Raw genomic sequence first — 17939 nt, 5'->3', positions numbered from 1 at the left:
GGGAAAACGGTGGGTCAGCGTTGCGGCGCCAGAACCCGGCCCGGGTTCATGGTGCCCAGCGGGTCGAAGGCGTTCTTGACGGCGTGCATGAGGTCCAGCGCCACGGGCGACTTGTGCAGCGGCAGCTTGTGGCGCTTGAGCTCGCCGATGCCGTGCTCGGCCGAGATCGAGCCGCCGTACGCGCTCACGGTGTCGTAGACGATGCCCGTGATCTGCTCCTCGTGCTGCTGCACGAACGCCCTGGAATCGCCCTCGGCGGGCGCCTGGATGTTGTAGTGCAGGTTGCCGTCGCCCAGGTGCCCGAAGTTGACGAAGCGCACGCCCGGCACGGCCGCCAGCAGCGCGGCATCGGCCGCGCGCACGAAGTCGGGGATGCGCGAGACCGGGATCGAGATGTCGTGCTTGATGTTCAAGCCCTCCTCGGCCTGGGCCAGCGTGATGCTCTCGCGGATGTGCCAGAGGTCGTGTGCCTGCTTCATGCTCTCGGCCACGATGGCGTCGGCCACGGTGCCCTGCTCGAACGCGGTCTCCAGCAGCCGCTCGAACAGGCCGCGCGCATGCGCTTCGGATTCGTGGTCGGAGATTTCCAGCAGCACGCACCAGGGCGTGTCCTGCCACATCGGCACGCGCAGCTGCGGGTAGTGCTTGTCCACCAGGCCCAGCGCGAACCGGTTCATGAGCTCGAAGCCCGTGAGGCCCGCGGCCAGGTGCTGGTGCGCCAGGCCCAGCAGCCGGTTGGCGTCCTCCAGCGACGGCACGGCCGCCCAGGCCGTCAGCTGCGCGGCCGGCTTGGGGTACAGCCGCAGCGTGGCGGCCGTGATGATGCCCAGCGTGCCCTCGCTGCCGACGAACAGGTCGCGCAGGTCGTAGCCCGTGTTGTCCTTGCGCAGGCCGGCCAGCCCGTCCCAGGTGCGACCCTGGGCCGTGACGACCTCCAGGCCCAGGCACAGCTCGCGCGCATTGCCGTAGCGCACCACCTGGGTGCCGCCCGCGTTGGTGGCGAGGTTGCCGCCGATCGTGCAGCTGCCCTCGGCACCCAGGCTCAGCGGGAACAGGAAACCCGCCGCGTCGGCCGCCTCCTGCAGCGTCTGCAGGATGCAGCCGGCCTCGACCGTGATGGTCATGTTGTGCGGATCGACAGCGCGCACGGCCGCCATGCGGCGCAGGCTCAGCAACACCTGCGTGCCCGAACCGTCGGGCACGGAGCCGGCCACCAGGCCGGTGTTGCCGCCCTGCGGCACGATGGCCACGCCGGCCCCGGCGCAGGCCTGCACCACCGCGGCCACCTCCTGCGTGGAGCCCGGCCGCACCACGCACAGCGCGCGGCCCTGGGCACGGCGGCGCCAGTCCTGCTCGTAGCCGGCTGCGTCCTCGCCCGTCAGCACATGGGCCGCGCCGACGATGCCGGCCAGGGTCTCGATCAAAGAGCTCATTGCACCGTCACGCCGGCGTTCTTGATGATGGCGCCCCAGTGCTGGTACTCGGTGCGCGTGAAGTCGCGGAACGCGGTGGACTCGAGCAGGCGCACCTCGCCGCCCAGCGCCGTCACGCGGGTCTTGAAGTCGGCGCTGCCGGCCACCTTGAGCGTGGCGTCCTGCAGCCGCTTGAGGATGGCCGGTGCCGTGCCCTTGGGCGCCAGCACGCCGTTCCAGGTGGCCGTCACGAAGTCGGGGTAGCCGCTCTCCTTCATGGTCGGCACGTTGGGCAGCGCGGGCAGGCGCTCGGCCGAGGTCACGGCCAGCGCGCGCAGCTTGCCCGACTGCACGAACGGCAGCGCAGGCGTGACGTTCTCGAAGATGAAGTCGATCTGCCCGCCCATGAGGTCGGTCAGCGCCGGTGCGCTGCCCTTGTAGGGCACGTGCAGCAGGTCCAGTTTGGTGGCGGTCTTGAACAGCTCGCCCGACAGGTGCACCGTCGAGCCCGTGCCCGGCGAGCCATAGCTCAGGCCGGCGCCACGCTTGCGCTCGGCCGCCACGAAGTCGGCCACCGTGCGCACCGGCGTCTTGCTTTCATTGACGACCAGCACGTTGGGGATGCTGGTCACGAGCGCCACGTACTCGTAGTCGGCCAGGTTCTTCTCGCCCAGGTTGCGGTACAGGCTCTGGTTGATGGCCTGGGTGCCGGCCGTGCCGAACAGCAGCGTGTAGCCGTCGTTGGGGGCGCCTGCGACGCGGCTGGCGCCGATGGAGCCGTTGGCGCCCGCCAGGTTCTCCACGATCACGGGCTGGCCCAACTGCTCGCCCAGGCCCTGCGCCAGCATGCGCGCGATGAGGTCGGTGTTGCCGCCCGGCGAAAAGGGCACGACCAGCTTGACGGGCTTGCTCGGGTAGTCGCCCTGGGCCCACGCAGGCGCCGCGAGGCCGGTGGCCAGCAGCGCCAGCGTGGCGAGGAAATGCTTGCGCGGGAGGGTCTGGAACAGGGTGGATCGGGTCATCGAAGGGGGCTCCGGAAATCGGTGGCGCAGCGGCAGGCGGCACGCCGCAAAGCCACGCATGGTTGCGACAACCTGCCCAGAGATCAATCAATGTTTCGGAAGAGGTTCATTCCAAACCAGAATGAACCATTGCGGGAAATACGTAGCAACGCCGTGGCTAGAATCGCGCGGCTCTCATCAAATCCCCTCTCGGCGCGCGCCGTTTCTGGCGCCTGGGCGGTCGGCCTCAGCGCACACCAGTTCATGCACGCACGGAAATATCTCCCCTCCATGGGCCTGCTGGTGGCCTTCGAGGCCTGCGCCCGGTTGCAGAAGTTCACCGCGGCCGCCGACGAGCTGAGCCTGACCCAGAGCGCCGTGAGCCGGCAGATCCGCGCACTGGAGGAGATCGTCGGCGTCGAGCTGTTCGCCCGCGAGCGCCAGACCGTGCGCCTGACCCCCGCCGGCGAGGCCTATGCGGCGGAGGTGCGGCAGGCCTTGCGCGCCATCTCCCACGCCACGCTGCGCCTGAAGGCCAGCCCGGACGCCGGCACGCTCACGCTGGCCATCCTGCCCACCATGGGCACGCGCTGGCTCGCGCCGCTGCTGCCCGACTTCACGCAGCAGAACCCCGGCGTGACGCTGAACCTCGTGACGCGGCTGGAGCCCTTCAACATGGAGACCGACGGCGTGGACGCCGCCCTGCACTACGGTGCGCCCGAGTGGCCGCGCGCCGAGCTCGACTTCCTGTTCGAGGAGACCGTGGTGCCCGCCTGCTCGCGCGCGCTCAAGGCGCAACACGGCTTCGCGGCACCGGCCGACCTGCTCGGCGCGCCGCTGCTGCACCTGGCCTCGCGCCCGCAGGCCTGGGCCGAATGGTTCGAAGGCCAGGGCCTGGCCTTGCATGCCGATGCAGGAATGGCCGCCGCCGGTCCGCCCCAGGGTGCCCAGCACCGCAGCGCGCAGCGCGCCGGCACGTCCGTCAGCACCGACCAGTTCGCCACCGCCATGCAGGCGGCCGCGGCCGGCCTGGGCGTGGCGCTGCTGCCGGAGTTCCTGTTCCAGGAAGAACTGGCGCGCGGCAGCCTGGTGCCGGCCGTCGACGTGCGCTGCCGCAGCGCCGGGCGCTACTACCTGGCCTGCGCCGCCAACCGGGCCTGGTACCCGCCGCTGACGGCGTTCCGGCGCTGGATCCGAACGCAGGCGGCGGGCATCACGGCCGCCGCCTAGCGGCCGCCTGTGCGCCGCCAGCCGCGGCAACAGGCCGCCTCAAGCCGCCTGCCGCTGCGCCTGCGCGAACGCGTTGGCTGGCCGCTCCAGCCCCAGGTTCTCGCGCAGCGTGCGGCCCTCGTAGGCCGTGCGGAACAGGCCGCGCCGCTGAAGCTCGGGCACCACCAGGTCGACGAACTCGTTCAGCGAGGCCGGCAGCACGGGCGGCATCACGTTGAAGCCATCGGCAGCGCCGTTCTCGAACCACTCCTGCATGCGGTCGGCGATCTGCGCCGGCGTGCCCACCACGACCCAGTGGCCGCGGGCGCCTGCCAGGTACTCGTAGAGCTGGCGCACCGTGAAGCGCTCGCGCCGCGCCAGTTCCAGCACCACCTGGGTACGGCTCTGGATGCCCTTCGGCGCTTCGGGGATGTACGGCGGCGGCGCGTCCAAATCCCAGCGGGCGAGGTCCTCGCCGGGCCAGAACGGCGCGATCGCGGCCAGGCCCACCGCGGGATGGATCAGCGATTGCAGCTCGGCCCACTTGGCCTGCGCCTCCTCCTCGGTGCGGCCGATCACGGGGGAGATGCCGGGCAGCACCAGCAGTTGCTCGGGCCGGCGGCCATACTTGGCCATGCGGCCCTTGACGTCGCGGTAGAAGGCCTGGGCCTCCGCCAGGCTGGTCCAGGCCGTGAAGATGGCCTCGGCCGTGGCGGCGGCCAGTTCCTTGCCGTCTTCGGACGAGCCGGCCTGCACGATCACGGGGTAGCCCTGCGGCGGGCGCTCCAGGTTCAGCGGGCCCTTGACCTTGAAGTGCTTGCCCACGTGGTTCAACGCATGCAGCCTGGCCGGGTCGAAGTACACGCCCGAGCCCGCGTCGCGCACGAAGGCGTCGTCCTCGAAGCTGTCCCACAGGCCCTTGACCACCTGCACGAACTCGTGCGCGCGCTCGTACCGCAGGGCCGGATCGGGGTGCGCATCCAGGCCGAAGTTGCCGTGCACGTTGTCGGCGCTGGTGGTCACCACGTTCCAGGCCGCGCGGCCCTTGCTGATGTGGTCCAGCGAGGCGAACTTGCGCGCCAGCAGGTAGGGGTCTTCGTAGGTGGTCGAGGCCGTGGCGACGAAGCCGATGTGCTTGGTGACGGCCGACAGCGCGGCCCACAGCGTGACGGGTTCGAAGTAGGACACGCGGCCCTGGCGGCGCAGCGCCTCCTCGTCGCCGCGGAAGCCGATGCCGGGGCTGTCGGCCACGAAGACCTGGTCGAAGAGCCCGCGCTCGGCCGTCTGCGCGACCTCGATGTAGTGGTCGATGTTGACGCCCGAGTCGATCTGCGAGCCCGGGTGCCGCCAGGCCGCGATGTGGTGGCCCGTGGCCATGATGAAGGCGCCCAGGCGAAGCTTGCGTTGTGCCATCACACGATCCTCGCGGCTTCGTCGAACGGCAGGCGCGGGCCGCGTGCAAACGTGGCGCCGTGGTCGGCCACGCCCAGGTTCACGAGGAAGTTGCTCTGCCAGCGGCCATCGGGGAAGAAGGCCGCGTCCACGGCCTTGGCGTCGAAGCCCGACTGCGGGCCGGCGTCCAGACCCAGCGCACGCGCCGCCAGGATCAGGTAGGCGCCCTGCAGGCTGGCGTTGCGCAGCGCCGTGGTGTCGGCCAGCTGCGCGTTGCCGTCGAACAGCGGCTTGGCGTCGTAGGCCGGGAACTGCGTGGGCAGATGGTCCTGGAAGCGCCGGTCCTGCGCCACGATCACGGTCACGGCGGCCGATTGGGTCTGCTGCAGGTTGCCCTTGGACACGGCAGGCAGCAGCCTGGCCTTGGCCTCGGCGCTGCGCACGAACACGTAGCGCGCGGGCTGGGCGTTGAAGGCCGTCGGGCCCCACTTGAGCAGGTCGTACAGCTGGTGCAGCGTGGCGTCGGGCACGGGCACGGGCTGGAAGGCATGCACCGTGCGGGCCTGGCGGAACAGGCGGTCCAGCGCGGCATCGGACAGCGGTGAGAGATCGGACATGCGGGCTCCTGGCGCGCCGCCACCGCCGGCGGCGGTGCTGGGCACGCAGCGGGCCATTGTTCGAAGCAAGCAGCGCCAGCCCAACGAAGCTTTTCGCGCAAGCTTATGCGCGGGCCAGGCCCGCAGCCGCTTGCACCGCACGGCGCCGGACTACTGGGCCGGCGCCAGCATGCCCTTCACGATGGCCGGGTGGCCGGGGAACGCGCAGAAGGACCTGCAGGCCTTGATCTGGATCACGCCTTGAGCAGGTCGAACAGCGTGCGCGCCACCACCTTGGTGGCGCGGCGCAGGTCTTCCAGCACGATGTGCTCGTCGGCGCGCTTGGCGTTGGACTCGAGCACCGTGCGCGGGCCGGCGCCGTAGATCACGGCCGGAATGCCGCGCTCGCTGAACAGCCGGGCGTCGGTGTACAGCGGCGTGCCCGAGGCCTTCACGGGCTCGCCGAACAGCGCGGTGGCGTGGCTGCACAGCGACTCGACCAGGGGCGCATTGCCGGCCAGGGGCTTCATGGCATGGGCCATCAGCAGGCGCTTGATCTCCACGCTGATGCCGGCCTGGCCTGCAGCGGCCTGCTCGATCAGACCGCGCAGGCGGGCTTCGACCGCCACCGGGTCTTCCTCGGGGATCATGCGGCGGTCCACCTTGAGCACGACCTTGCCGGGCACCACGTTGGTGTTGGTGCCGCCGTTGATCTGGCCCACGTTGATGTAGCCGTGGTTGATGCCCTCGACCGCGCTCTTGGTCTTGCGCAGCTCGCCGTTCTCGGCGTACAGCGCGGTCAGGATGCGGTTGGCGGCCTGCAGCGCGTCCACCGCGGTCTCGGGCACGGCCGCGTGGCCCATCTTGCCGTGCACCGTGACCTCCAGTTGCAGGCAGCCGTTGTGCGCCGTCACCACCTGGTAGCTGAAGCCGGCCGCGATCTCCAGGTCGGGCTTGGTCAGGCCCTTCTCGAGCAGCCAGGCCGGGCCGAGCTCGCCGCCGAATTCCTCGTCGTAGGTGAACAGCAGGTCCACGCCGCCGGCCAGCGGCACGCCGGCCGCCTCCAGCGCGCGCGTGGCGAAGCTGAAGGTGGAGAAATCGCACTTGCTGACGGCCGCTGCACGGCCGTAGAGCTTGCCGTCCACGACCTCGCCGCCGTAGGGCTTGCGCGTCCAGCCTTCGCCGGGCGGCACCACGTCGCCGTGGGCATTGAGTGCGACGACACGGCCACCCTTGCCGTAGCGGCGCTGCACCACCAGGTTGGTGATCGACTCCAGGCCATGCGCCTGCACGGTCGCGGCCGGCACCTCGTGCGCCTGCGCCTCGAAGCCGAAGTCCTTCAGCAGCGCGGCCGTGCGCACGGCGTGCGGCGTGTTGTTGCCGGGCGGCGTGTCGGTGGGCACCTGCACCAGGGCCTGCAGGAAGCCGACCTGCTCGTCGAAATGCGCGTCGACCCAGCGGTCGAGAAGCTCGTAGGTGGTGTTCGTGGTCATCGTTGTTCGCTCGCGAGTTGGTCGAGAAGGTTCTGGAACGCGCGCACGCTGAGTTCCATGTCGTGGTTGGTGGTCGATTCCAGCGGGTTGTGGCTGATGCCGGCGTTCTCGCCGCGCACGAACAGCATGGCCTGGGGCATGCGCTCGTGCAGCTTCATGGCATCGTGGCCGGCGCCGCTGGGCATGCGGTACAGCGGCAGGCCCAGGGCCTGCACGGCACGCTCCCAGCGGTGCTGCCAGCCGGCCGCGCTGGGCGCGGCCGAGGCGCGCATGGTCTGCTCGACCTGGTGGTGCACGCCGCGGCGTTCGCAGATGGCACGCAGTTCGGCCAGCACGTCGCGCTCGCAGGCGTCGCGCGCGTCGTTGGTGGTGGCGCGGATGTCCAGGCTGAATTTGCAGCGCCCCGGCACCACGTTGATCGAACCGTTCGGCACTTCGAGCATGCCCACGGTGGCGACCAGGTGCGGCTCGGCCGCGGCGCGCTTTTCCATGAACAGCACGAGCTCGGCCACGGCCGCGGCCGCGTCGCGGCGCCGGTCCATCGGCGTGGTGCCTGCGTGGCTGGCCATGCCAACAACCTCGCCCACGTAGCGCACGCTGCCGTTGATCGAGGTGACGATGCCCAGCGGCAGGTCGATCTCGTTGAGCACGGGGCCCTGCTCGATGTGCACCTCGACGAAGCCCTGGTACCGCGACGCGTCGCGCTGCAGGCCGGCGATGTCCTCGGCGCGCAGGCCGGCGTGCGCGATGGCCGCGCGCATGCTGATGCCGTCGGCGTCCTGCTGGTCCAGCCAGGCCGGGTCGAAGTCGCCAGTGAGCGCGCCCGAGCCCAGGAACACGGCCTTGTAGCGCTGGCCTTCTTCCTCCGCGAAGCCGACGACCTCGAAGCCGTAGGGCAGGCGCCGGCCCGCGCGGTGCAGTTCGCGCACGCAGGCCATGGGCACCAGGATGCCGAGCCGGCCGTCGTACTTGCCGCCGTTGCGCACGGTGTCGTAGTGGCTGCCCGTGAGCAGGCGCGGGGCCTTGCGGTCCGTGCCGTGGTAGATGCCGACCACGTTGCCCACCGCGTCGATCGACACCTCGTCGAAGCCGCAGTCCTCGCGCATCCAGGTGGCCAGCTGCGCGGCGCAGGCGCGGTGGGCGTCGGTGAGGTAGGTGACGGTGAGTTCGCCGCGCTCGGCGTAGCCGGGGTCGGTGTGCACGGCCAGCTGCTCGGCCCAGTCCCAGACCAGGTTGCCCAGCACGGGCGTCTGGCCGAACTTGTCGTCCAGCCGGATCTCGGCGATGCGGTGGATGGCCCGCAGCGCCTCGGCGAATTCGTAGTCGGGATGGTGGTGCAGCCGGCGCTGCACCGTGGCGATGATCTGCTGCTTGGACAGGCCGGTGCCGCGCGGCCCGCGCACGGGCATGATGAACGGGAAGCCGAAGCGCGCGTTGTACGCCGCGTTGAGCTGGCCGATCAGCGCAAGCTCATCGGGCGTGCACTGGGTCAGGCCCGCCTTGCCCTGCTCGTGGGTCGACTCGGCCGTCAGCGTGTTGCTGGCCATGCCCTTGCCCGCCAGCTCCGGGTGGGCGCGCACCAGCGCCATCTGCTGCTCGCGCCCGGCGCGGCGCACGGACTCGGCCAGTGCGTGCTTGAGCGCGGGCAGCGAGGCGAACGGCCGCGCCGCCCAGGCGCCCTCGGCGACCCAGGGCGAGTGTTCGTAGGTGCCTTCCAGCAAGGCGACGAAGTCGGCCTGCGTGGCGGCGTTGAGTTGCTCCAGCGTGAGCGGCATGTTCACTCCCAGACAAAGGCGGTGTTGGCATCGAAGGGATGCACCTGCTTCCAGTGGCGCGCGATGTCGATGCGGCGCGTGACCCAGACCCGGTCGTGCGCCTGCACGTGGTCCAGGAAGCGCTGCAGCGCGCGCATGCGGCCGGGCCGGCCGAGCAGACGGCAGTGCATGCCGATGCTCATCATCGAGGGCCGTTCGTCGCCCTCGGCGTAGTGCACGTCGAAGGCATCGCGCAGGTACTCGAAGAACTCGTCGCCGTGGCTGAAGCCCTGCGGCAGCGCGAAGCGCATGTCGTTGCAGTCCAGCGTGTAGGGCACTACCAGGTGCGGGGCCAGGCTGCCGTCGGTCTTCTTCACGCGCAGCCAGAACGGCAGGTCGTCGCCGTAGTAGTCGCTGTCGTATTCGAAACCGCCGTGGTCGGCCACCAGGCGGCGCGTGTTGGGGCTGTCGCGGCCGGTGTACCAGCCCAGCGGGGTCTGGCCCGTGATGCGCTGGATGATCTCCATGCCGCGCTCCAGGTGCTCGCGTTCCACCGAGGGCGCCAGGTTCTGGTAGTGGATCCAGCGCCAGCCGTGGCAGGCGATCTCGTGGCCCAGCTCGACGAAGGCGGCCGTGACCTCGGGGCAGCGCTCCAGCGCCATGGACACGCCGAACACCGTGAGCGGCAGCCCGCGGCGCTCGAACTCGCGTAGCAGCCGCCACACGCCCACGCGCGCACCGTACTCGTAGATGCCCTCCATGCTCAGGTGGCGTTCCGGATAGGCGGCGGGGTTGAACATCTCGGAGAGGAACTGCTCGCTGCCGGCATCGCCGTGCAGCACGGAGTTCTCGCCGCCCTCCTCGTAGTTCAGCACGAACTGCACGGCCACGCGGGCGTTGCCGGGCCATTGCGCATGCGGCGGGTTGCGGCCGTAGCCGCGCAGGTCGCGCGGGTAGCGTGGATCGCGGGAAGAAGCGTTCGGGGAAGCCATGGTCGAGCTTTGTCTCTTTCAGTGCTTGGGCCGCAGCACGGCGGCCAGGTCGGGGGTGCGCGGGTCGAGCCGCAAGTTGCGTTCCACGCTCGTGACGTGCTGCTCCATGAGCCTGGCGGCGGCGCGGCCGTCGCGCTTTTCCAGCGCCTCGACGATCTCGATGTGCTCGGACTGCGAGTGCTCGGCCGAATGGCCGCTCTGGAACATCAGCGCGATCAGCTGCGAACGCGACAGCAGGTCGGCGATCAATTCGGCCAGCACCTCGTTGCCGAGCAGCCGCGCCAGGATCACGTGGAAATCGGCCAGCAGCCGCGTGCGGCCGGTCACGTCGGCACGCGCGACGGCGTTGCGCTCGTCCTGCAGGTGCGCACGCAGCTGTGCGATCTGCGCGTCGGTGATGCGGGCCGCCAGCTCGCGCGCCATGCCGCCTTCCACGAGGCGGCGCAGCTCGAACACCTGGCGCGCCTCCTCGGCCGACATGGTGGCCACGAAGGCGCCGCGCGCGGGCATCAGCGTGACCAGGCGGCTGCGGCTGAGCTGGTTCAGCGCCTGGCGCACCACGGTGCGCGAGACCGAGAACACGTCGGCGATCTGCTGCTCCACCAGCTTGGTGCCGGGCATCAGGCGCTGCTCCACGATGGCACTGGTGATGGACTCGACGATCTGGTCCGTGGTGCTGGGCGCATCGCGCGGCGTGCGCACCGGATCCACCAGACGCAGGGATGAAGCGGGCTTGCGGGGCATGATGGATTGAAGACGATTGACTGGCTTGATTGTGTACAGTAATCCGAGGCGACGCAAGCCCTGGACGCTGCAATGGGTATCCGTTGCCGCCCCGCTCTCTCGGAAGCTGCCGGATCGTGGCTGCAGATGCCGCTCGAAACTGAATACAGCCGAGAGCGGCAATCGCCCTATTCGGTCCGCGCAGCGTCGGCGCTGCGCTCGCGCAGCCACCACTCGCCCTGCAGCTGCTGCTGCAGCCAGGCGATGAAGGCCGAGACCTTGGCAGGCACCAGCTTGGGCGAGGGGAACACCGCATGCACCTCTTGCGAAGGCAGCGCGTGGTCGGCCAGCAGCTGCACGATGCTGCCGTCGGCGCACGAGGTGTTGGCCACGTACCAGGGCAGCACCGCCAGCCCCATGCCCGCACGGCAGGCCGCCAGCAGCGCCGACAGGTTGTTGGACTTGAGCACCGCGCGCACCGGCACGGCCAGCTCCTCGCCCGAGGGGGCGACGAAGGGCCAGCGCGCATCGCCTTGCACGGTGCTGTAGACCAGGCAGTCGTGCCCGGCCAGGTCGCCCGGGCCGTGCGGCATGCCGCGCGCGGCCAGGTAGGCCGGCGCGCCGGCCAGCATCCAGGGATTGCGGCCCAGGTAGCGCGCGCCCAGCGCCGAATCGGCCAGCCGGCCCATGCGCACGGCCAGGTCCACACCCTGCTCCACGAGGTTCACGTAGCGGTCGTCGAAGGACAGCTCGACCTGCAGCTGCGGATGCGCCTGCATGTAGCGCAGCACCAGCGGCACCAGCACGCGCCGCCCGAAGGCCACCGAGGTGTTGATGCGCAGCAGGCCGCTGCCGCCGCCCTGCACCAGCGCGGCCACGCTGTCGGCCTCGTCGGCATCGCGCACCAGTGCCTTGCAGCGCTCGTAGTACAGCAGGCCCACCTCGGTCGGCGCCACGCCGCGCGTGCTGCGGTGCAGGAGACGCGCGCCCAGGCGGCGCTCGGCCTCGGCCACGGCCTTGGTGGCGGTGGGCTGGGTGGTGCCGAGCTCGGCCGCGGCCTTGCTGAAGCTGCCGGTCTCCACGACGCGCACGAAGACCTGCATGGTCATGAGTCGGTCCATGGGCGCAGTGTAGGGGCTGTATTCCAACGCGGAATAGTTGATATCCGGCCCCAGGCGTTCACGCCGCGCGGCCCGCTCTCCATCATCCGCCCCAGCTTGCATCAACCAGGAGACCAGCAATGGCAAAGATGAAGGCGGCGATGGCCGCAGTGCTCGTGATGGAGAAAGAAGGCATCACCCAGGCGTTCGGCGTGCCGGGTGCCGCGATCAACCCGCTCTACGCCCAACTGCGCGAGCGCCAGACCATCGGCCACGTGCTGGCCCGGCACGTCGAGGGCGCCTCGCACATGGCCGAGGGCTACACGCGCGCCAAGGCCGGCAACATCGGCGTGTGCATCGGCACATCGGGCCCGGCCGGCACGGACATGGTCACAGGCCTGTACTCGGCCAGCGCCGACAGCATCCCGATCCTGTGCATCACGGGCCAGGCGCCCCGCGCTCGGCTGCACAAGGAAGACTTCCAGGCGGTGGACATCACCAGCATCGTCAAGCCCGTGACCAAGTGGTCCACCACGGTGCTGGAGCCGGCCCAGGTGCCGCGCGCCTTCCAGCAGGCCTTCCACCTGATGCGCTCGGGCCGCCCGGGCCCAGTGCTGATCGACCTGCCCTTCGACGTGATGATGGCCGAGATCGAGTTCGACATCGACACCTACGCGCCGCTGCCCGTCTACAAGCCGGCCGCCACGCGCGCGCAGATCGACAAGGCGCTGGACATGCTGGAGGGCGCCGAGCGCCCGCTGATCGTGGCCGGCGGCGGCATCATCAACGCCGATGCAGACGAGCTGCTGGTGGAGTTCGCCGAGCTGACCGGCATCCCGGTCATCCCCACGCTGATGGGCTGGGGCAGCATCCCCGACGACCACCCGCTCATGGCCGGCATGTGCGGCCTGCAGACCAGCCACCGCTATGGCAACGCCAACATGCTGGCAAGCGACTTCGTGCTGGGCATCGGCAACCGCTGGGCCAACCGCCACACCGGCAGCCCCGAGGTCTACTGCAAGGGCCGCAAGTTCATCCACGTGGACATCGAGCCCACGCAGATCGGCCGCGTGTTCGCGCCGGACTACGGCATCGTCTCCGACGCCCGGGCCGCGCTCGAACTCTTCGTGCAGGCCGCCCGCGAGCGCGCCGCGCAGCGCAAGCTGCCCGATCGCTCCGCCTGGGCCGCCGAATGCCAGGACCGCAAGCGCGACATCCAGTACCTGCGCAAGACCAACTACGACAGCGTGCCCATGAAGCCGCAGCGCGTGTACCAGTGCATGAACAACGCCTTCGGCAAGGACGTGACCTACGTCTCCACCATCGGCCTGTCGCAGATCGCGGCCGCGCAGTTCCTGCATGTCTACGGCCCGCGCCAGTGGATCAACTGCGGCCAGGCCGGCCCGCTGGGCTGGACCGTGCCGGCGGCCCTGGGCGTGCGCGCCGCCGATCCGGGCCGCAAGATCGTCGCGCTGTCGGGCGACTACGACTTCCAGTTCATGCTGGAGGAACTGGCCGTGGGCGCGCAGTTCAAGCTGCCCTACCTGCACATCGTGGTGAACAACAGCTACCTGGGCCTGATCCGCCAGAGCCAGCGCGGCTTCGGCATGGACTACTGCGTGCAGCTGGCGTTCGACAACATCAACACCGCCGCGGACGAGGCGGTGCGCAGCTACGGCGTGGACCACGTGAAGGTGGTCGAGGGCCTGGGCTGCAAGGCCATCCGCGTGCACCGTTCCGACGAGATCGCGCCGGCCATCCGCCAGGCCGAAGCCTGGATGGAGGAATACCGCGTGCCGGTGGTGGTGGAGGTGCTGCTGGAGCAGGTGACCAACATCGCCATGGGCACCGAGATCGACAACGTGGTGGAGTTCGAGGACCTCGCGTCCAACAAGTCCGACGTGCCCACGGCCATCGCGGCCGCCATGCTGGATTGAGGGAGGACGCCATGCCCCGATTCGCCGCCAACCTCACGATGCTGTTCAACGAGGTGCCGTTCCTGGACCGCTTCGAGCGCGCCGCGCACGCCGGCTTCCAGGCCGTCGAGTTCATGTTCCCCTACCCGTATTCGGCCGCCGACATCCTGGGCCGCCTGCAAGAGCACCGGCTGCAGCTGGTACTGCACAACCTGCCGGCCGGCGACTGGGACGCCGGCGAACGCGGCATCGCCTGCATCCCGGGGCGCGAGCGCGAGTTCCGCACCGGCGTGGGCCAGGCCATCGAGTACGCCCGCGTGCTCGGCGTGCAGCAGCTCAACTGCCTGGTCGGCAAGACGCCCGCCGGGGTGGACGCCGCCAGGGTGCACGCCACGCTGGTGGACAACCTGCGCTACGCCGCGCTGCAGCTGGCCGATGCGGGCCTGAAGCTGCTGGTGGAGCCGGTGAACAGCTTCGACATCCCGGGCTTCCACCTGAACCGCAGCGCGCCGACGCTGGCGCTGCTCGACGAGGTCGGCGCGCCCAACGCCTACCTGCAGTACGACATCTACCACATGCAGCGCATGGAGGGCGAGCTCGCGGCCACCATCGCCCGGCACCTGCCGCGCATCGCCCACATCCAGCTGGCCGACAACCCCGGACGCAACGAGCCGGGCACGGGCGAGATCAACTACCCCTTCCTGTTCGCCCACCTGGACCGCATCGGCTACGCCGGCTGGGTCGGCTGCGAATACAAGCCCGCCGGCCGCACCGAGGACGGCCTCTCCTGGATCCCCAACCACTGACAACGACCAGCTCCAAGACATGACTTCTTCTCCCCTCAAGATCGGTTTCATCGGCCTGGGCGTGATGGGCACGCCCATGGCGGGCCACCTCATCAAGGCCGGCCACCAGCTCTTCCTGCACACGCTGGGCAAGGTGCCGGCGGCGCTGGCCGAGACCAGCGCCACGCAATGCACCTCGGCACGCGGCGTGGCCGAGCGCGCGGACATCGTCATCACCATGCTGCCGGACACGCCCGACGTGGCGGCCGTGCTGTTCGGCGAGGACGGCGTGGCCGCCGGCCTGTCGAACGGTGGCGCCGGCAAGCTCGTGATCGACATGTCCTCCATCTCTCCGGTGGAGACGCAGGACTTCGCGCGCCGCATCGAGGCGCTGGGCGCCGACTACCTGGACGCGCCGGTCTCCGGCGGCGACGTGGGCGCGCGCAACGCCACGCTGTCCATCATGTGCGGCGGCAAGCCCGAGGCGTTCGAGCGCGCCCGGCCCGTGCTGGCCGCGATGGGCAAGAACATCACGCGCGTGGGCGGCAGCGGCGACGGCCAGTCCTGCAAGGTGGCCAACCAGATCGTCGTGGCGCTGACCATCCAGGCCGTGGCCGAGGGCCTGCTGTTCGCCGCGCGCGCCGGCGCCGACCCTGCCCGCGTGCGCGAGGCGCTGCTGGGCGGCCTGGCCAGCTCGCGCATCCTCGAGGTGCTGGGCGAACGCATGGTCGCGCGCACGGTGGAGCCGGGCTTTCGCATCGCCCTGCACCAGAAGGACCTGAACCTCGCGCTGGGCGCCGCGCGCCAGCTGGGCCTGGCGCTGCCGGGCACGGCCGGCGCGCAGCAGCTGTTCTCGGCCTGCGTGGCGCAGGGCGGCGCGGCCTGGGACCACTCGGGCATGGTGCGCGCGCTCGAGACCCTGTCGCAGTTCAAGATCGGCGACAAGCCGGCCTGACCCCCACCGCCTGCTGGTACGGCGCTTGCATGCCTTGCGCGACAGCGTAGGGGGTGCAGGCGCCGCATCGCGTATACGATCCGAAGCCCGACAACCCTCTTTGACAAGGAAAACCGAACATGGGACACCTCAGCACGCACGTTCTCGACACCGCCCACGGCTGCCCGGCCGCCGGCATGCGGGTCACCTTGCAGCGCGTGCAGGCCGACGGCAGCGCGCAGACCGTCAAGACGCTCACGCTGAACGCCGACGGGCGCAACGACGGCGGCCCGCTGCTCGACGCCGCCAGCATGGAGACCGGCCGCTGGCGCCTGGTGTTCGAGGTGGCGCCGTACTTCCGCGCACGCGGCGTCGCGCTGCCCGAATACCCCTTCGTCGACAGCGTGCAGCTGGACTTCGGCATCGCCGACAAGGCCGGCCACTACCACGTGCCGCTGCTCGTGAGCCCCTTCAGCTACAGCACCTACCGCGGCTCCTGAGCCCTTCTTCGTATGCGATCAAAGGGTTTTTCCGGAGACAAAATCCTTCTATCGTGTATACGATAAGCCTTATATCCAGGTCGCCGCGGGTCTCCTTGTTCCCAAGGGGTTTTGCGACCCCAGCTCCTCACAGAACCCGCTGTGGTGGGGGGAAGAACCGGCCGGCACTGGCCGCGGCTTCCCCCACCGAAAGCCGCCCAGCGCGCGTGCACTTTTAGCAAGTCCTGGAGACCCCCCGATGACCACGCCCGCTGTCCACCCCGTGGACGAACGCCTGCCCACCGGCCGACTGGCCGCGCTGGGCATGCAGCACGTCCTTGTGATCTATGCGGGCGCCGTCGCGGTGCCGCTGATCGTGGGCCGCGCGCTGCAGCTGACGCCCCACCAGGTGGCCATGCTGATCAGCGCCGACCTGTTCTGCTGCGGCATCGTCACGTTGATCCAGTCCTTCGGCATGACGCGCTGGTTCGGCATCCGGCTGCCCGTGATGATGGGCGTGACCTTCGCGGCGGTGGGCCCCATGGTGGCGTTCGCCAACGCCATGCCTGGCGTGGAGGGCGCCCGCGCGATCTTCGGCGCCATCATCGGCGCGGGCGTCATCTCCATGCTGATCGCCCCGGTCATCAGCAAGATGCTGCGCTTCTTCCCGCCCGTGGTCACCGGCACCATCATCGCCGTCATCGGCATCAGCCTGATGCGGGTGGGCGTGGGCTGGGCCATGGGCGGCCCGGCCACGATGGCGCAGACCGTCGATGCCGAGGCCCTGGGCCGGCTGGTCGACGCCACGCGCGCCGCCGCCGCGGCCAAGGGCGTGCCCATGGGGCAGCTGCTCGGCCCGATCCCGATGGTGGACAACCCCCGCTACGGCGCGCTGGACACCATGGGCATCGCCGCCGCGGTGCTGGTCTTCATCCTGCTGCTGGTGCGCTTCGGCCGCGGCTTCGTGGCCAATATCTCGGTGCTGCTGGGCATCGTGGCCGGCTGCGCGGTGGCCGTGGCCATGGGCAAGATGGACTTCCACAAGGTGGCCGAGGCGGCCTGGTTCGACATCGTCACGCCGCTGGCCTTCGGCATGCCGACCTTCGACCCCGTGATGATCCTGACCATGACGCTGGTCATGGTGGTGGTCATGATCGAGTCCACCGGCATGTTCCTCGCGCTGTCGGACATCACGGGCAAGAAGATCACCCAGACGGAGCTGGCCGCGGGCCTGCGCACGGACGGCCTGGGCACCGTGATCGGCGGCTTCTTCAACACCTTCCCCTACACCAGCTTCAGCCAGAACGTGGGCTTGGTCGGCGTGACCGGCGTGCGCAGCCGCTGGGTCTGCGTGGCCGGCGGCGCGATCATGGTGGTGCTGGGCCTGCTGCCCAAGATGGGGGCGCTGGTGGAAAGCGTGCCCACCTTCGTGCTGGGCGGCGCGGGCCTGGTGATGTTCGGCATGGTCGCGGCCACCGGCATCCGCATCCTGTCGGCGGTGGACTTCCGGGGCAACCGCAACAACCTGTACATCGTCGCGCTGGCCATCGGCTTCGGCCTGATCCCGCTGGTGGCGCCGCGCTGGATGCAGCAGATGGCGCATGGCCTGCATCCGCTGCTGGAGTCCGGCATCCTGCTCACGGCCATCGCCGCGGTGCTGCTCAACATCTACTTCAACGGCACGGGCGACAGCACGGCCGACGCCATCGAGGCTGCCAAGGCCGCCGAGGCGCATTGACCCTCCGGGGCCGGCAGCGCCGGCCCCCGAATGTGGCGCGAGTGTGACGCGCCACGCCGCAAAGTGCCACCGTTGCGCCACGGTTCCAGGGGCCCCGGGTTGAACAATCCAACCCATCGGATCACAGCGATCCGGCCCCTGCAACCCACCGCAACCGAGGTCCACCATGCACACCACCGTCTCCANCAGGGGCCCCGGGTTGAACAATCCAACCCATCGGATCACAGCGATCCGGCCCCTGCAACCCACCGCAACCGAGGTCCACCATGCACACCACCGTCTCCAAGATCGCCCTGGCCACCCTGGCCACCGTGGCCGTGCTGGCTTCCTCCAACGTCATCGCCGCAGGCTCCCTGGCCGGCCAGCTCAACGCCCAGATGACCCTGCAGGCCGGCTGCATCGTCTCCGGCGCCCC

The 17939-nt window shown here is 70.1% G+C and carries 15 protein-coding genes; 6 read left to right on the top strand and 9 right to left on the bottom strand.

Translation table 11 applies throughout. The annotated features are described in order from the left end of the window. Window positions 1-14: 14 nt before the first annotated feature. Both ASF44_RS26910 and ASF44_RS26905 read right to left on the bottom strand, forming a co-directional pair. The gene (locus tag ASF44_RS26910; protein WP_056902362.1) at window positions 15-1433 is read right to left on the bottom strand and encodes an FAD-binding oxidoreductase; all 1419 of its coding nucleotides are present in this window, start codon (window positions 1431-1433) and stop codon (window positions 15-17) included. Continuing rightward, window positions 1430-2419 carry a tripartite tricarboxylate transporter substrate binding protein gene (locus ASF44_RS26905; protein ID WP_056903021.1) on the bottom strand — a complete coding sequence of 330 codons (990 nt, stop codon included), beginning with the start codon at window positions 2417-2419 and terminating at the stop codon, window positions 1430-1432. The genes ASF44_RS26910 and ASF44_RS26905 overlap by 4 nt, the downstream gene beginning before the upstream one ends. Window positions 2420-2677: 258 nt before the next feature. Here ASF44_RS26905 and ASF44_RS26900 point away from each other — a divergent pair, with 258 nt between their 5' ends. Beyond that, a complete protein-coding gene (locus ASF44_RS26900) occupies window positions 2678-3643 on the top strand; it encodes a LysR family transcriptional regulator (protein WP_235579366.1) in 966 nt (321 codons plus the stop codon). A gap of 39 nt (window positions 3644-3682) precedes the next feature. On the opposite strand, the gene ASF44_RS26895 is transcribed toward ASF44_RS26900, so the two are convergent. From ASF44_RS26895 to ASF44_RS26865, 7 genes are all read right to left on the bottom strand, one after another. Beyond that, entirely contained in the window at window positions 3683-5035 is a 1353-nt protein-coding gene (locus ASF44_RS26895; protein ID WP_056902360.1) for an LLM class flavin-dependent oxidoreductase, read from the bottom strand. After that, on the bottom strand, window positions 5035-5631 hold the full coding sequence (locus ASF44_RS26890; RefSeq protein ID WP_056902359.1) for a malonic semialdehyde reductase: 597 nt from the start codon (window positions 5629-5631) through the stop codon (window positions 5035-5037). The genes ASF44_RS26895 and ASF44_RS26890 overlap by 1 nt, the downstream gene beginning before the upstream one ends. A gap of 233 nt (window positions 5632-5864) precedes the next feature. Beyond that, on the bottom strand, window positions 5865-7103 hold the full coding sequence (locus ASF44_RS26885; RefSeq protein WP_056902358.1) for a M20/M25/M40 family metallo-hydrolase: 1239 nt from the start codon (window positions 7101-7103) through the stop codon (window positions 5865-5867). Next, on the bottom strand, window positions 7100-8878 hold the full coding sequence (gene uraD / locus ASF44_RS26880) for a 2-oxo-4-hydroxy-4-carboxy-5-ureidoimidazoline decarboxylase (protein ID WP_056902357.1): 1779 nt from the start codon (window positions 8876-8878) through the stop codon (window positions 7100-7102). The genes ASF44_RS26885 and uraD overlap by 4 nt, the downstream gene beginning before the upstream one ends. A gap of 2 nt (window positions 8879-8880) precedes the next feature. After that, window positions 8881-9849 carry an allantoinase PuuE gene (puuE, locus tag ASF44_RS26875; protein WP_056902356.1) on the bottom strand — a complete coding sequence of 323 codons (969 nt, stop codon included), beginning with the start codon at window positions 9847-9849 and terminating at the stop codon, window positions 8881-8883. Between the two features lie 18 nt (window positions 9850-9867). Beyond that, window positions 9868-10593: a GntR family transcriptional regulator gene (locus ASF44_RS26870; protein ID WP_056902355.1), complete on the bottom strand. Its 726-nt coding sequence runs from the start codon at window positions 10591-10593 to the stop codon at window positions 9868-9870. 167 nt (window positions 10594-10760) lie between these two features. Continuing rightward, window positions 10761-11693 carry a LysR family transcriptional regulator gene (locus ASF44_RS26865; protein WP_056902354.1) on the bottom strand — a complete coding sequence of 311 codons (933 nt, stop codon included), beginning with the start codon at window positions 11691-11693 and terminating at the stop codon, window positions 10761-10763. Window positions 11694-11812: 119 nt separating this feature from the next. Here ASF44_RS26865 and gcl point away from each other — a divergent pair, with 119 nt between their 5' ends. The 5 genes from gcl (at window position 11813) to ASF44_RS26840 (ending at window position 17524) form a co-directional block, all read left to right on the top strand. Then, entirely contained in the window at window positions 11813-13609 is a 1797-nt protein-coding gene (gene gcl, locus ASF44_RS26860) for a glyoxylate carboligase (protein ID WP_056902353.1), read from the top strand. Between the two features lie 11 nt (window positions 13610-13620). Then, the gene (gene hyi / locus ASF44_RS26855) at window positions 13621-14394 is read left to right on the top strand and encodes a hydroxypyruvate isomerase (protein WP_056902352.1); all 774 of its coding nucleotides are present in this window, start codon (window positions 13621-13623) and stop codon (window positions 14392-14394) included. A gap of 19 nt (window positions 14395-14413) precedes the next feature. Continuing rightward, complete coding sequence (locus tag ASF44_RS26850) at window positions 14414-15328, top strand: 2-hydroxy-3-oxopropionate reductase (RefSeq protein ID WP_056902351.1); 915 nt, start codon at window positions 14414-14416, stop codon at window positions 15326-15328. 119 nt (window positions 15329-15447) lie between these two features. Continuing rightward, window positions 15448-15807: a hydroxyisourate hydrolase gene (gene uraH, locus ASF44_RS26845; protein WP_056902350.1), complete on the top strand. Its 360-nt coding sequence runs from the start codon at window positions 15448-15450 to the stop codon at window positions 15805-15807. A 238-nt stretch (window positions 15808-16045) separates the two neighbouring features. Further along, the gene (locus ASF44_RS26840) at window positions 16046-17524 is read left to right on the top strand and encodes a nucleobase:cation symporter-2 family protein (protein ID WP_056902349.1); all 1479 of its coding nucleotides are present in this window, start codon (window positions 16046-16048) and stop codon (window positions 17522-17524) included. The last annotated feature ends 415 nt before the right edge of the window (window positions 17525-17939 follow it).

Source organism: Pseudorhodoferax sp. Leaf274 (assembly GCF_001422445.1).
Lineage (GTDB): Bacteria > Pseudomonadota > Gammaproteobacteria > Burkholderiales > Burkholderiaceae_C > Pseudorhodoferax.
The sequence above is the reverse complement of the archived record's forward strand: the minus strand, read 5'-3'. Positions and strand labels throughout refer to the sequence as shown.